At 49.5% G+C, this 13,919-nt stretch carries 14 protein-coding genes and 1 other annotated feature (1 of these 15 only partly in view); of the genes, 3 read left to right on the top strand and 11 right to left on the bottom strand.

The window, feature by feature from the left end:
- Positions 1-7 precede the first annotated feature (7 nt).
- Positions 8-1,069: a competence protein CoiA gene (locus EVJ28_RS00275; RefSeq protein ID WP_131487796.1), complete on the bottom strand. Its 1,062-nt coding sequence runs from the start codon at positions 1,067-1,069 to the stop codon at positions 8-10.
- A gap of 12 nt (positions 1,070-1,081) precedes the next feature.
- Positions 1,082-2,593, bottom strand: a complete 1,512-nt coding sequence (cls, locus tag EVJ28_RS00270; protein ID WP_131457283.1) for a cardiolipin synthase — start codon at positions 2,591-2,593, stop codon at positions 1,082-1,084.
- An 82-nt stretch (positions 2,594-2,675) separates the two neighbouring features.
- Here cls and EVJ28_RS00265 point away from each other — a divergent pair, with 82 nt between their 5' ends.
- Positions 2,676-3,401 (top strand): SDR family NAD(P)-dependent oxidoreductase, encoded by a 726-nt coding sequence (locus EVJ28_RS00265; RefSeq protein ID WP_131457286.1) that lies wholly within the window; start codon positions 2,676-2,678, stop codon positions 3,399-3,401.
- Between the two features lie 63 nt (positions 3,402-3,464).
- Here the strand turns inward: EVJ28_RS00265 and EVJ28_RS00260 are convergent, their stop codons facing one another.
- From EVJ28_RS00260 to EVJ28_RS14185, 4 genes are all read right to left on the bottom strand, one after another.
- On the bottom strand, positions 3,465-4,700 hold the full coding sequence (locus tag EVJ28_RS00260; protein WP_131457288.1) for a DUF2254 domain-containing protein: 1,236 nt from the start codon (positions 4,698-4,700) through the stop codon (positions 3,465-3,467).
- A gap of 68 nt (positions 4,701-4,768) precedes the next feature.
- A complete protein-coding gene (mecA, locus tag EVJ28_RS00255; protein ID WP_131457290.1) occupies positions 4,769-5,425 on the bottom strand; it encodes an adaptor protein MecA in 657 nt (218 codons plus the stop codon).
- 175 nt (positions 5,426-5,600) lie between these two features.
- Positions 5,601-5,999 carry a transcriptional regulator SpxA gene (spxA, locus tag EVJ28_RS00250; RefSeq protein ID WP_015881217.1) on the bottom strand — a complete coding sequence of 133 codons (399 nt, stop codon included), beginning with the start codon at positions 5,997-5,999 and terminating at the stop codon, positions 5,601-5,603.
- A gap of 175 nt (positions 6,000-6,174) precedes the next feature.
- Positions 6,175-6,312 (bottom strand): hypothetical protein, encoded by a 138-nt coding sequence (locus tag EVJ28_RS14185; protein WP_167331259.1) that lies wholly within the window; start codon positions 6,310-6,312, stop codon positions 6,175-6,177.
- A 223-nt stretch (positions 6,313-6,535) separates the two neighbouring features.
- On the opposite strand from EVJ28_RS14185, the gene EVJ28_RS00245 reads away from it, so the two are divergent.
- A complete protein-coding gene (locus tag EVJ28_RS00245; RefSeq protein ID WP_131457292.1) occupies positions 6,536-7,066 on the top strand; it encodes an HD domain-containing protein in 531 nt (176 codons plus the stop codon).
- A gap of 76 nt (positions 7,067-7,142) precedes the next feature.
- Here EVJ28_RS00245 and EVJ28_RS00240 read toward each other — a convergent pair whose 3' ends face one another.
- The 5 genes from EVJ28_RS00240 to EVJ28_RS00220 form a co-directional block, all read right to left on the bottom strand.
- Positions 7,143-8,093, bottom strand: a complete 951-nt coding sequence (locus EVJ28_RS00240) for an ABC transporter ATP-binding protein (RefSeq protein WP_131457294.1) — start codon at positions 8,091-8,093, stop codon at positions 7,143-7,145.
- Positions 8,093-9,166 carry an ABC transporter ATP-binding protein gene (locus tag EVJ28_RS00235; protein WP_071399491.1) on the bottom strand — a complete coding sequence of 358 codons (1,074 nt, stop codon included), beginning with the start codon at positions 9,164-9,166 and terminating at the stop codon, positions 8,093-8,095. The genes EVJ28_RS00240 and EVJ28_RS00235 overlap by 1 nt, the downstream gene beginning before the upstream one ends.
- Before the next feature lie 23 nt (positions 9,167-9,189).
- Positions 9,190-10,215 (bottom strand): oligopeptide ABC transporter permease, encoded by a 1,026-nt coding sequence (gene opp3C, locus EVJ28_RS00230; RefSeq protein WP_131457296.1) that lies wholly within the window; start codon positions 10,213-10,215, stop codon positions 9,190-9,192.
- Positions 10,215-11,141 carry an oligopeptide ABC transporter permease gene (gene opp3b, locus EVJ28_RS00225; RefSeq protein ID WP_131469629.1) on the bottom strand — a complete coding sequence of 309 codons (927 nt, stop codon included), beginning with the start codon at positions 11,139-11,141 and terminating at the stop codon, positions 10,215-10,217. The genes opp3C and opp3b overlap by 1 nt, the downstream gene beginning before the upstream one ends.
- 302 nt (positions 11,142-11,443) lie before the next feature.
- Positions 11,444-13,060, bottom strand: a complete 1,617-nt coding sequence (locus EVJ28_RS00220; protein WP_131457300.1) for a peptide ABC transporter substrate-binding protein — start codon at positions 13,058-13,060, stop codon at positions 11,444-11,446.
- A gap of 272 nt (positions 13,061-13,332) precedes the next feature.
- On the opposite strand from EVJ28_RS00220, the gene EVJ28_RS00215 reads away from it, so the two are divergent.
- Positions 13,333-13,710, top strand: a complete 378-nt coding sequence (locus EVJ28_RS00215) for a DUF3899 domain-containing protein (RefSeq protein WP_131457302.1) — start codon at positions 13,333-13,335, stop codon at positions 13,708-13,710.
- Between the two features lie 45 nt (positions 13,711-13,755).
- Positions 13,756-13,919: a binding site (T-box leader), on the top strand; it runs 44 nt beyond the window's last position.

Genomic DNA, 13,919 nt, shown 5'->3' with positions numbered 1-13,919 from the left:
CCTTTTCTCAGTTTATATACGATTTCGCCATGAATCGCTGAAACCCTTGAAACAAACGAATATCGTCACGAAGTGCTGCTTCGAGCGTGACCGGGACTTGCCAGTCGATGACATAGTCTGACAAGCCGAATACGTTCAAGAGTTGTCTCCATTGTAACTGAAACGAAGAAACAAAGTCGCTTGTCGGGGTCGCGTTGAACTGGCGGCATGTCTTCTCGATGCTCCAAGCGAGCGAATCCTCAGGAGCTTCCCGTCGATTTAAATACAAGACCGTTTGAAATTCGAACGGATGAACATGAACACCCCACAGCGCCGGGAGCGGCAAATAACAGACCGTCGGCAATAGCGACGGTAACACGCCGAGCGGATAGAGACGATTCAAGATCAGCCGTCTGAAGAGCGGCGTCGGATAAGGCGGCGTCATACGCTTACGCCGTACGAGTTGAATCCATCGGTGCGCATCAAATCGATAAAACGGTTCAAACGGCGAGACGTCAAAAGATGTCGCCGGCACCCACGCGCCTTGTGCCCGTCTGAGCGAGATCGGACACCCGACGAACCGGTACAACGCGTTCTTGACCGGAACGATCAGCGTACACCGCCGCGCGATCTCACACCTCATCCACGGTGAGAAGGACGGCACCGGTTCAAGACGTAATCCGCTCGCGATCCAGATGACGGCAAGACCGTTTCGCTCATAGTGTCTCGTCCGTTCTACGTAAGAATCGACTGCTAGCGGTGAGGACTGTATTTCGACGACGAACGACGCCCCGGCTTTTGTCGCGACCAAGTCAGCCCGTCTCCCGTTAAGATCCACTTCTTGCTCGACATCATATCCGCCCGCCTGCAGCCATTGTCTGACGCCCCATTTATCGGTTCGGTGACCAGCCGACTCTCCGCTCCCACACGTTTGAACGTGAGAAAAATGGAGCCGCCGTTTCGCTCCTCGTTTTACAATGACCCGTTCTCCGCACTGCGGACATGAAAAAGGGGCAGCCGGTTCGATTTGCCTCCGACTCAACGTATGGGCATCCACGTACTCCCCTGTCTGATCGATTGCGAACCGCATCCCGCTTCCCCCTCATAATAATGGTGAAAACATTCGTGCCAAAGATTCAACGAGTTTGATGAAATAAGATCGTTCTGCGAACGCGCCCAACTCCAACTCGTGAGACCCTTCAAAATCTTTGTAGATGTCTTGCTTGAGCTGATGAACCGAGTTCGTGTTGTACAGCAGTGCGTTCACTTCAAAATTGAGATGAAAACTACGGAAGTCCATGTTCGCCGTCCCGATCGTCGCCAGACCGTCATCGATGACGATGACTTTCGAGTGCATGAATCCTTCCTCGTACAAATAAATCTTTACGCCAGCGCTGAGCAAATCCTCATAATAAGATCGGCTCGCATAGAAGACGATTTTATGGTCCGGGAAGCTCGGTAAGACGATGCGGACATCGATCCCCGACAAAGAAGCCGTCTTCAACGCACTCATAATATCCTCGTCAGGAATTAAGTACGGTGACGAGATGTATACCGATTTTTTTGCGGCGTTGATGAGCGCGAAATAAATCGACTTCATCGTCTCATACGGCTCGTCCGGTCCGCTGGCGACGATTTGAACACCGCCGCTCGCGCTCCGCACCGTCTCGAGCGGCTCTAGGTAGAACGGTGTGAACAAGCGCTCACCCGTCATATAGTACCAGTCTTGCAGGAAAATCAGCTGCAGTTCCGATACCCCTTCCCCTCTGACGTATAGATGCGTGTCACGCCAAAATCCGAACTTCGTATGCTCTCCTAAATACTCGTCCCCGACGTTCAAACCGCCCGTGAACGCTTCTGTCCCGTCGATGACGACAATCTTCCGGTGGTTCCGATAATTCGTTTTACTCGAGACGAGCGGTAAGACGACGGGAAAGAACGCCTGCACGTGGACACCAGCTTGTCGCATCTCTTCGAAAAAAGAACTGCTCGTATGAATCGACCCGACCGCATCATACAAAAACCGGACCTCGACCCCAGACCGCGCTTTTTCGATCAAAATCCGTTGAATTTCCCGAGAAATACGATCTTCCCGGAAAATGTAGTACTCGAGGTGAATGTGACGCGTCGCCCCGTTCAAGGCTGGCAATAGTTTCGAAAACTTTTCTTTTCCGTTTGTGAGGATTTGTGTATACGTATTCGACGAGACGGGTAATTGATTCAATGAAGACGTTAAGTGGAGCAACTTCTCGTAATCATCGTGCGGAAACACGAGCGATGGCGAGAGTGTCATCGCTTTTTGCCGATAAGCGAGATACGTTTCTTCATCCAACATCGCCTTCTCATTGAACATGCGTCTCCGCCGATAGTTTTGACCGAAGACGAAGTATGCGAATAAACCGACGACCGGAAATCCGAGCATGACGATTGCCCAGATGAGCGTTCGTTGCGGATTACGGTTCTCGAGCAAGATGACGAGCAGGATGCTAAACGTCGTCAGAAAGACGAGGATCGAGAACAGCCCAATCACTTGCGAGCTCCAGTAATAAGATAATACGGCAATGAGCCCTGCGAGCAAAAGAAGGGATAATAGTACTTGTATGCGTCGCAACATATTATAAACTGACCCCGTTTCTGTCATGTATTATTATTAATTATACATCGGAACGATATCTTTTTGAGGGAGTGGAGAAAATATGGGAACTTTTCTAGTAACGGGGGCGACGAGCGGCATCGGTCGTGCGGTCTCCTTACGGTTGGCAGAAGAAGGACACGACGTCTTAGGCGTCGGACGTGATGAGACGAGAGGTGCGGCACTAGAACTCGAATCGGATAACACCATCACGTTCCTGAAATGTGATTTATCTCAAGCTGACGAGGTCGAGGCACTCATGGACCGCCTCGCAGCCGATCAAGTCGTCCTGCACGGATTATTCAATAACGCCGCGACGTTCGGTCGCCCCGGTACGCCTGAACGGTTGCCAGCCTCTGCTTTTGACGAAGTGTTCGAACTGAACGTGTTGGCGACAAACCGCCTCATTCAACGCGCAATCCCGCTCCTCGCGACCGGTTCTAGCGTGGTCAACAACGCAGCGATCGTCGGACACGTCAAATTCCCGCCGATGCTTGGTCCATACGCCGCTTCGAAAGCGGCCGTCATCGCCTTGACGAAGACGTTCGCCCACCGGATGAAAGGAAAGATTCGTTTCAACGCCGTCTGCTTCGGACCAGTCGATACGCCGCTCAGCCATAAGCTGTACGGCGGCGAGGCAAAATTCAAAGACGCGATGAGCCACCATTTCCGCGGGAACGCCGCTTCACCGGAAGAAGTCGCACCGGTCGTCACGTTCTTGCTAAGTGATGCGTCGAGCTATATTAACGGCCAAGCCATCACCATCGATGGTGGTTACAGCCTGTCTTGAACGCGAAAAGGGGTCGTCTACGAATTAGACGGCCCCTTTCGCTTTTGTGCGAACAGCTATATATTATGCCTTGATTTTCCTCGCTTGCATCATCTGGGTCGTCAAGAACGCCTTTTCGCGCGGATGCAAATCATCCCATGCGAGCACGTCTTCAATGTAATCGACGAATTCTTCAAACGTGTCGTGATGCGTTGGATGAGCGCGCAGGCGTCCGATCCGGATCGCCTCGAAAATCGACGCCATCACGAAAATGTCATGGCTCGCGTACGTTTTGATCGGCGCGAGCGCCTCGAATAACGTCGCTTCCATCGCTTTCCGTTTGATGTGCCAATCACTCTTACCGTTTGAGAAGACGAAATCCCCTTCCGGAAGTTCGCTCAATTCCCGTAAGATATCCCCGATATAGTGAATCGCATGAATCGCCGTGTTCGGGTCGTTAATCCCCGGTGATACTCCTTTAAGGGCGATCTCACTCAATTTTTCAATGACGAACGCCGGGTCTTGGATCGATGAACGGACCTCGCCGATTTGAAACACATCTTTGTCGAGAGCGTCATCCCCTAGCCAATATCCGAGAATATCTCCTTCCGCCACAAAGTCGCCGACCGCGACGACCGATTCGAAACTGATGTCGTGATCTTCTTGTTTCTCGCTCGAGAACAATTGAACATAGCCGGTCCGCGAGGCGTACACCGCTTGCCCTGTTTCGAACGTATGGACCGATCGTTTCAGCACGATGCTCACCTTTCCGTCTTCGACCGCTTGCTTCTGTTTTACGATGACGGATAATGCTTCTCGATGTAAGGACGATAACAGGCGTTCAGCTTGAATCGAGACGCTAATCGTCTGAATGAACTTGACGAACGCCCAGATCGAACTGACGACTAATACGACGCTGACACCTGAGGCGAGGACGGCGTCCTCTTCCGATGTCCGAATGAGAAATAAATTCGTGATCCCGTATACAGTCGTCATGATGAAAATACCGAGCGTATGTTTCGAAGCCGAGTTCGTTAAAAAGTTATTGATTGTACGGGGCGAGAATTGAGATGAATACGTCGTCAGCACGACTAAAATCGTCGAGAAACTGAACGTCATCATCGTCATGAGACTCGTGAACGACGACGAAAGGACGGAAGCGGCTGAATCCTGATCCAAATAAATGATTTTTGGCAACAGTTCGCGGAAAAAGCTACCGAAGTATTGCGTCAGAAACGTTAATACGATACCGCCTGTCCCATACAAAAACGGGACGAACCACGTACTGTCTGACAACATCAATTGTAAACGCTTGAACATCAAGTCACCTCTTCATATGTATCAATTAGTAAAAAAGTCGCCTGTCCGTTTGAACAGGCGATTCGAGTTTAAAAATAGTGGCGTACTTTCGAGAACACGTCGCCGTCGAGAATTGGTTTACCGTACTCCTCGAGCATAGCGAGGGTTTGCGTACTGAACGACAAATATTCGGCTAAAAGACTGAGGACGTTCTCTTCTTCTTCCGGCTCCATCTCGTCCGGGAAGTCGATCCACAAGTAGTAACGGTTTTCATAATGGAATAACTTGAGGGTGACGTTATCCAACGTATCACCGGCCCGTTTGCTCAGAGCGATAATGGCCTCAAAGTCATCCGTATCCATGGCTAACGGAGCCCACGCCTCCGGTTCAGTTTCGACTTCATCGAGTTCACTCAACTGGTCAAGGACAGACTGTTGATCACGCGCTTCGTCGATTGCGTTGCGCAAGAGCGAGCCGAGTTCTGCGTCGTCTTCTGTGTCGATCACATTTTTGGCGATCGTGACAGTCACTTCAAGCCCTTTTTCAAACGCTTGTACTTGTATCCATAGTGGACCATCGAACGAGATATCTTCCCGTTCGTGCGCTTCGTCCATCATCTGCCAGAACAGCTGCTCACCACGTTCTCGGTTGTACCAAATTTCATCCCGGGCGAATCCGCGTTTCTCGATATCGACATAAGTGATGAAAAACTTGACGGTATTGTCATTGATGCGCTCAATTTTCACGATTGTCCACTCCCTTCTGACCTCACTCCTACTTCTTAAGGAGGAGAGGGGAAATTGTCTTGTTATCATAGTACCCTTTTTTTCACCTGTCAATCTATTGATGATGGGGTGTGTATCACTATTTTATCGGAAAAACGAGATAATAAAAAGCACACTGCTTGGACAGTATGCTTCCTCACTCGTTGACGAGTCGTTGCGCTTCTTGAAGTTGGAACGTACGAACTTTACGAGGCAAGAACCGACGAATCTCATCTTCGTTATATCCGACTTGAAGGCGTTTTTCATCAATCAAAATCGGACGGCGAAGGAGGCCCGGATATTCTTGAATCAAATCGTACAACTGCTGAAGCGAAAGTGCGTCGACCGATACATCAATTTTCGAGAAAACTTTTGAGCGGGTTGAGATGATCTCATCTGTGCCGTCTTCTGTCATGCGTAAAATCTGTTTAATCTCATTGAGTGAGAGTGGTTCTGAGAATATGTTTCGTTCTGTAAATGGGATATCATGCTCTTCGAGCCAAGCCCGTGCTTTTCGGCACGATGTACAGCTCGGAGACGTATAAAGTGTGACCATTTTCGTTCCTCCCTGATCAAATGTTCGTCCATTTTTTCGTGACTCTTCTTGTATACCCAAAATCTCGTTCACGTAATTATAATAATTCTTATTTACTGAAACTTCAATGATATTCTTTCTCATCCGGGGAAGAAAAGAGGACGCATTCAGAAGAATGCGACCTTGATCGACCGTTCTACGAAGCTGGAATCCGAGAAACCGGTTGTGACACCGTTTCTTTCCCTGGCTTCACTTGCAAGTCTTTCAATTTCTTCTTGAGCACTTCTTTTAACAGTTTCTTTTTCTGTTGCAGTACTTTGTCACGCTCTTTCATGGTCTCTCACCCCCCATGGACGAAAGGAAAAACCAACCATTACTGTATCTGAAAATCTTAAAGTTGCACTAATCTATAGTTAAATTATAGCACATCCTATTGAAAAATGTTGAACAATCTCGTAAAAAATCATGATTTCACACGTTCCAAATTTGCATTTACTTATCCATTCCCGTATAGTTAATAGAAATAATCTTTGAAATCACCAAGGAGGAGAGCACGAATGAGAATCACGTTAGAAACGATCATGCAGCATCACGTCACCCAGAAATACTTGACACGATCTGGATTAAAACATGCCGTCGACGTCTGTGAACGCGCTCTCGAATTGGCGACACGACGAGGACTCGACACCGATCTAGCAACGAAGGCTGCACTGCTCCACGACATCGGTCATTACGAATGGTACACCGAAGGCAAGTGGAACTATGACTTGTATCGTCAAAACGATATCCACGCCATCAAAGGCGCGGAACGCGCGCATAAACTGTTGATCCGGCTCGGAGAAGACCCGGCTCGGGCCAAGGAAATTTCCGTCATGATCCTGCTTCATACGGATTCTTACCTTCCGCCTAGCCGCATCCAACGGACCCCGCTCCAACAACTCGTCCATGATGCCGACACGTTCGTCGAACAACCGGGCGGCCTTCACCATTATGAAACAATGGAGATTGAAGATGCGCTTGCTCGCGTCCGCTCCATCGATGCCGTCGTCGAGCGTCTCTCGAACTTGCCGCGCATCTCAAACGCTTAACACCGTCCGGGTCTCCCACGGTGTTTTCATTTGAGCAAAAAAGCCCCGAATCCAATTGGATTCGGGGCTTTTCGTATTAGACGAGCTGGGCTTTATACGCCTCATATTCTGCGTCTGTGAGCGAAACATAGTGACCTGGTTCGACTTCACGAAGCGCAGGGATACTCGAATCTTCATCCGATCGTCCGACAGCACCAAGTGAGCCAGACTCGTAGACGATCCGCTTACGTGTCCGTTCGTGTTCTGGGTCCGGAAGCGGGATCGCAGACAAGAGCGATTTCGTATAGGCGTGAATCGGGTTCTCGTACAGGCGCTCTGCCGATGCAAGCTCGACGAGATGACCTTGGTACATAACGCCGATCCGGTCTGAGATATACTTGACCATCGACAAATCATGGGCGATGAACAAGTACGTGAGATCGCGGTCCCGTTGCAACTCTTTCATCAAGTTGACGACTTGAGCTTGGATCGACACGTCGAGTGCCGAGATCGGCTCGTCGGCGATGATGAACTCCGGTTCAACAGCGAGTGCCCGGGCAATCCCGATCCGCTGACGCTGTCCGCCTGAGAATTCGTGTGGATAACGGCTCGCGTGCTCTTTCGTGAGGCCGACCGTCTCGAGGAGGTCGTACACACGGTTCATCCGTTCTTCATTCGTCTTGGCAAGGCTGTGGATATCGATGCCTTCGGCGATGATGTCAGCGACCGTCATCCTCGGGTTGAGCGACGCGTACGGATCTTGGAAGATCATCTGCATAGCCCGGTTGAATTTCAACTTCTCAGCCTTATTCTTTTTCCCGTGGACGTTCTCACCTTTGAAAAGAACATCCCCGTCTGTTGCATCGTAAAGGCCGATGATCGTACGGCCTGTCGTCGATTTACCGCAACCCGACTCTCCAACGAGGCCGAGCACTTCACCTTTGTAAATATCGAACGAGATGCCGTCGACCGCTTTAACGACGCGGCCTCGACCAATGTTAAAGTGCTGCTTCAGGTCTCGTACTTCTAGTAATTTCTCACGTTCCATTATTCAGCACCACCTTTCAAAATCGATTTTGCGAACGCGCTGTCAGGACGATACTTGAGCGCGAGCTCACGAATCGCTCGCGGCGGCGTCACTTGCGGTGCTTGTGGATGTAAGAGCCAGCTCGCTGCATAGTGTGTATCGCTAATTTGGAACATCGGTGGTTCTTTCTCGAAATCAATCTTCATCGCATACGGATTACGCGGTGCGAACGCGTCGCCTTTCGGTGGGTCAAGCAAGTTAGGCGGAGTGCCTGGGATGGCCGGGAGCGCTTCGTTCGGATCGTCGGTCGGACGCGGCATCGATCCGAGCAGTCCCCAAGCGTACGGGTGACGCGGCTCATAGAAGATTTCATCAACCGTTCCTCTTTCGACGATTTTACCGGCGTACATGACGGCGACACGGTCAGCCATGTTCGCGACGACACCGAGGTCGTGCGTGATGAAGATGATAGCCGTACCCGTTTTTTGCTGAATGTCTTTCAACAATTCTAAAATCTGAGCTTGGATCGTCACGTCGAGTGCTGTCGTCGGCTCATCGGCAATCAACACTTTCGGGTTACATGCGAGCGCGATCGCGATGACGATCCGTTGGCGCATCCCGCCTGAAAGTTGGTGCGGATATTGTTTAAGACGTGCCTCTGGGTTCGGGATCCCGACGAGCGTGAGCAATTCGAGCGTACGCTTCTTCGCATCTTCACCTGTCAATCCCTGGTGTTGCTTCAATCCTTCGGCAATCTGTTTGAAGATTGTCATCGTCGGGTTGAGTGACGTCATCGGATCTTGGAAGATCATCGCGATGTCGCGGCCGCGGATTTTCAACATTTCTTTTTCTGACAACTTCGCCAAGTCTTTTCCTTCGAACAAAATTTCTCCGTTCGTGATCTCACCTGGCGGGTTCGGAATGAGACGCATGATCGCTTTCGATGTGACGGATTTACCAGAACCCGATTCACCAACGATTGCGAGTGTCTCGCCTTTTTTCAAATCAAACGATACGTTGCGGACGGCTTGTACCGTTCCGGCATACGTATGGAACGAGACTGCTAAGTCTCGGACAGATAAAATCGTTTCCATGCACGAGTCCCCCTCTGTTTAAATTATTTACGCATTTTCGGGTCGAACGCATCACGCAAGCCATCGGCGAGCAAGTTGAAGCTGACCATGAGCAAGACGATGATGATTGACGGGATGACGAGCAAGTACGGGAACGTCCGTAGCTCTTTGTATCCGTCGTTGATCAACGTACCAAGTGACGCTTGTGGCGGTTGAAGTCCGATCCCGATGAAGCTGAGGAACGCCTCGAAGAAGATGGCAGATGGAATCGTGAACATGAGTGTGATGATGATCGCACCGAGCGTGTTCGGGATCAAGTGTTTGAAAATCAAACGGTTACTTGACGCACCGAGCGTACGGGCAGCCAATACAAACTCTTGGTTTTTCAGTTTCAAAATTTGACCGCGGACGAGTCGACTCATCCCGATCCAGCCAGTGATGGCCATCGCCAAGATAATGGTGAAGACACCTGGGTCAAAGATCAAGATGAACAAGATGATCAAGATCAAGTTAGGAACACCAGTCAAAATCTCGACGATCCGTTGCATGATGTTGTCAATGCGGCCACCGAAGTAAGCCGAGACGCCGCCGTAAGCGACACCGATGACCGTATCGATGATTGCGGCCATCAAACCGATGAAGAGCGAGATACGAGTCCCTTCCCAAACACGCGACCAAAGATCACGCCCGAGGTAATCAGTACCAAACCAGAAATTCTCTTCGACGTTTTTTTGTTCATAGAAGTTGATGTCACGCCCACCGAGGTTGGCCATGCCGTCAAATCCGGCCCACTCAAGTCCTGTGACTTTAGGCGGTAGTTTCGCTTGTGAGATATTTTGTTCATAGGCGTCACGAGCTGAAAGCATCGGACCGAACAACGCGAGCAACACTAAAATCAAAATGATCGACAGCGAGACGATGGCCGCTTTGTTTTTCTTGAGACGAAGCCATGCATCTTGCCAGAAGTTCAAACTTTTCCCAGCAATTCGTTCACCGAGCTGTTCGTTCATCTCGACACGTTGGAACATGTCTTGGTCGAACTGCTCGAAATCTTTTTTATTTTCAATCATCAGTTATCCCCCCCAAGACGAATACGTGGGTCAACGACTCCGTAGAGCAAGTCAACAAGTAAAATAATTAGAATGAACAGAGCCGAGAAGAAGAGCGTCGTGCCCATGATGACCGAATAGTCATTCAACGTAATCGACGTTACGAACAATTCACCAAGTCCCGGAACGGCAAAGATTTTCTCGATAACGAACGTACCTGTGAGTAGCGCAGCCGTCATCGGTCCAAGGATTGTAATCGCTGGAATCATGGCGTTACGCACCATATGTTTCCACACGATTGCATTCCCGGTTAATCCTTTCGCTTTCGCGAGCGTGACATAGTCTTGTCCGGTCACTTCTAGCATCTCGGTCCGTACGAAACGGGCGATCGACGCGGTGACCCCGAGCGACAACGAGATGGTCGGAAGGATCGTATGTGCCGGCGAGTCCCAGAACGCGACAGGCAATACGCCCCATTTTACCCCAACGTAGTATTGAAGCAGGGCCGCAAAGACGAACGACGGGACAGAGATCCCGATTACCGACACGAACATTGAACCATAATCGATGTACGTGTTATGGCGAATCGCTGCAACGATCCCGAGCAATAGTCCTGTCAGCGTACCAAGCACTAATGCCTGAATACCTAACTGGGCCGATGGTCCGATTCGTTCCATGATCAACTCCGTCACTGGCCGGTTGGCCGTACGGAACGATACGCCGAGGTCGCCTTGGACAAGGTTCCCTAAGTAAGTCGCGTAACGAACTGGAAGCGGATCATTGAGTCCGTAACGATCGTTCAAGATCTGAATTTGCGTGTCCGTCAATTTTTCCTGGTTCTGATACGGCGAACCTGGAAGCAGGTCCATCAGGAAAAATGTGAACGTCGCAATCAAGAAGAACGTGATGAGGCCGTAAACCAGCCGCTGAAGAATATAACGTCCCATAATAAAAACCCCCTGTTTTTCTAATTGTGTCTATGCTTGCACCAACAGCGTCACTATGACATATTTCCCTTTTCTTGAATTCACAAAATGAAAGGAATTTTCTGAAAGAATAGGTCAAACGTCATCTCAAGGCTCTTAGCACAGCATATGAAAATCAAAAAACTCTCAGTTTCTGAAGTATTCTGAATTTTCACTGTTACTCCATTATACTTTACCAACAAAACATTTGAATAGTATTTTCTCTCAATTCGCTTTTTTTTTTAGAAAAGTGGGGACATGCTTGCGCATGTCCCCTCGCCTATTTAGTTGATATCAACGTATTTGTACTGGTAATCAGCACCGAAAAGTTGACGGTTGAAGTTCTCGATGTTCGGACGGATCAAGTAAGCGACACCGGCCTGATAGATCGGCATGATCGCTTGGTCTTGTTCGATCAAGAGCGTTTCCGCTTCTTTGAATTTGTCGTAACGGGCATCGATCTCTGTTTCAGCCGAAGCTTCATCAATCAACTTGTCATATGCTGCCGACTTGTACTTGATGTCATTTTGACCGTTGTCTGACGTGAAGATGCCAAGGTTTGTGAGCGGGTCTTGATAGTCAGGTCCCCAAAGGGCGAATGACATCTGGTAGTCCCCGTTCGCTTCGCGTTCGAGCTTGTTGTTGAACGGTTGTTGCGAGATGTTAACCGTCACGTTCGGCAAGTTCGATTCGATTTGGCCTTTCATATACTCTGAGATTTGTTTTGAAACTTCACTGTCGAATGAAAGCAATTCGATTGTGATCGCTTCGCCGCCAGTTGCTTCTTCCCAAAGCGTTGCTGCTTCATCAGTGTTCGTCTCGAAGTGTTGTACGCCTTCTGTGTAATCCGTTCCGTCTTCATACTTGATGAATTCTTTCGGGATGAACGAAGTCGTTGCAATCGAACCGTTGTTCAACAGTTGGTCGACAATACCGGCTGGGTCAACGGCACGAGCGATTGCTTTACGTGCGTTCACATCAGCGAATACTTCATCTTCATGATTGAACTTGAAGTAACCGACCGCTGAACGAAGTCCTGTGTTGTAGTCTTCGTCTTCTTGGAAAGCAGCGACTTGCTCAGACGCGAGGCCTGCGTAATCAACATCGCCTGCTTCATACAAGTTGACGACCGTTGACGTATCTTTGACGACGCGAACGTCGACTTTGTTGAGGGCGACGTTGTCAGCATCCCAGTACGCATCGTTTTTCGTCAAGACATAACCTTGTTCACGGTCCCACTCTGACCATACGAACGGACCGTTGTAGAGAAGGTTCTCTGTGTTTGTTGCGAAGTCCGCTCCTTGCTCAGTTGCGAATGCTTCATTGATCGGTGTGAACGTACCGAACGATGTGAGTGAGACGAACGATGGGTCCGGACGCTCGAGTGTAACTTCTAGCGTTTTCTCATCGATTGCTTTCACGCCGAGTTCTTCTTTAGGAAGGTCACCCGTGTTGATGGCTTCGGCATTTTTTACCGTGTTCATGATATACGCATACTGTGAACCAGTTTCTGGGTCCACGGCACGTTGCCAAGCGTAAACGAAGTCGTTCGCTGTAACCGGCTCACCATTCGACCATTCGGCGTCACGAAGCGTGAACGTGTAGACGGTCTCGTCTTCGTTCAATTCCGGTTCTCCTTCGGCGATGGCTGGAACGGCTTGCCCTTCTTGATCAAGACGGTAAAGGCCTTCCATTGTGTTGGCGATCAAGTTGAACGCGACTGCGTCCGTTGCGAGCGCCGGGTCGGCTGTAGTAATGTCAGACGTGTCCGTCAAACGAAGTACTTTCTCTCCGTTCGAAGACGAACCGCCGTCAGAGTCTCCGCCAGTCGAGCAAGCGGCGAGCACTGAACCGAGCGCTAAGATGAGTGTCATCATTAGCAAAATCGATTTTTTCTTCATTGCGATGTCCCCTTTCTAATCTCGTGAAGCTTAGCATTCCGTCGGACTAACATCTTACTCTTTTTCTTTAATTTTCTGAATATTACATAAAGTATCCGACGAAAGAACGTTAGGGCTATTGTAAAAAATTTTTAATCAAACTGTCAACTGTGGAATAAACCGCTATCATCTTAAAAACTTCCTTCTCGCCATAATAGCGGGACTACGCGTATCATAGAACCATAAGCAAACGTGACAATTTGACGTCGTCACGTTGAAAGGAGTTTGTCACATTGAAAAATTTTAGAAGTATATTAATCGTTTGGGGAATTGTCACAATTGCCTATACGGTTTGGTCGTACGTATCGTATTACCGCGCGGAATCGTTCGCGTTTCATTTGAGCGGTGGCTTGTTCGTCGCCGGCATGATCGCCTTCGCGTTCGGGATGTTCTCACAGATGAGCGCTTCAGGATTGTTCGACGGGATTATGTATGGGTTTAAGCGGAACCGCCGCGCCAAACTAAAAGAAATTGATTCCGATTATGAGGAAGACGAAAAAGACGACGACGAGATGAAAGAAGAACGTTCCGTCCGTAAACAGTCGGCTTGGCGTTGGGTATACGTCGGGATTGGCAGTGTGATCCTGTCATACGTCATCACCCTCGTTTGACCTTTTTGTTTTTCCGCCAATATGCTAAACTAAATGCAGAATATAAGAAACACGAGGAAGAAGACAAGTACCTCGAACCCCCTCTCCCCCAGAGAGTCTACGTTGCTGCGAGTAGACGGAGAGCGTTCAAGCGAATGGACTTCAGAGTGGCTCACCTGAATGGTAGTACGGTGAGACGGTTACGCCCGTTAACGCGATCAAGTGGCATG

The sequence above is a fragment of the Exiguobacterium sp. SH3S3 genome (assembly GCF_004337115.1).
GTDB classification, from domain to species: Bacteria; Bacillota; Bacilli; order Exiguobacteriales; family Exiguobacteriaceae; genus Exiguobacterium; species Exiguobacterium aurantiacum_A.
The sequence above is the reverse complement of the archived record's forward strand: the minus strand, read 5'-3'. Positions and strand labels throughout refer to the sequence as shown.

What these genes read in the sequence shown, in the direction of transcription:
- EVJ28_RS00275 (WP_131487796.1), bottom strand. Translation starts at nt 1,069, where the DNA reads ATGCGGTTCGCAATCGATCAGACAGGGGAGTACGTGGATGCCCATACG.
- cls (WP_131457283.1), bottom strand. Translation starts at nt 2,593, where the DNA reads ATGTTGCGACGCATACAAGTACTATTATCCCTTCTTTTGCTCGCAGGG.
- EVJ28_RS00265 (WP_131457286.1), top strand. Translation starts at nt 2,676, where the DNA reads ATGGGAACTTTTCTAGTAACGGGGGCGACGAGCGGCATCGGTCGTGCG.
- EVJ28_RS00260 (WP_131457288.1), bottom strand. Translation starts at nt 4,700, where the DNA reads ATGTTCAAGCGTTTACAATTGATGTTGTCAGACAGTACGTGGTTCGTC.
- spxA (WP_015881217.1), bottom strand. Translation starts at nt 5,999, where the DNA reads ATGGTCACACTTTATACGTCTCCGAGCTGTACATCGTGCCGAAAAGCA.
- EVJ28_RS14185 (WP_167331259.1), bottom strand. Translation starts at nt 6,312, where the DNA reads ATGAAAGAGCGTGACAAAGTACTGCAACAGAAAAAGAAACTGTTAAAA.
- EVJ28_RS00245 (WP_131457292.1), top strand. Translation starts at nt 6,536, where the DNA reads ATGAGAATCACGTTAGAAACGATCATGCAGCATCACGTCACCCAGAAA.
- EVJ28_RS00240 (WP_131457294.1), bottom strand. Translation starts at nt 8,093, where the DNA reads ATGGAACGTGAGAAATTACTAGAAGTACGAGACCTGAAGCAGCACTTT.
- EVJ28_RS00235 (WP_071399491.1), bottom strand. Translation starts at nt 9,166, where the DNA reads ATGGAAACGATTTTATCTGTCCGAGACTTAGCAGTCTCGTTCCATACG.
- opp3C (WP_131457296.1), bottom strand. Translation starts at nt 10,215, where the DNA reads ATGATTGAAAATAAAAAAGATTTCGAGCAGTTCGACCAAGACATGTTC.
- opp3b (WP_131469629.1), bottom strand. Translation starts at nt 11,141, where the DNA reads ATGGGACGTTATATTCTTCAGCGGCTGGTTTACGGCCTCATCACGTTC.
- EVJ28_RS00220 (WP_131457300.1), bottom strand. Translation starts at nt 13,060, where the DNA reads ATGAAGAAAAAATCGATTTTGCTAATGATGACACTCATCTTAGCGCTC.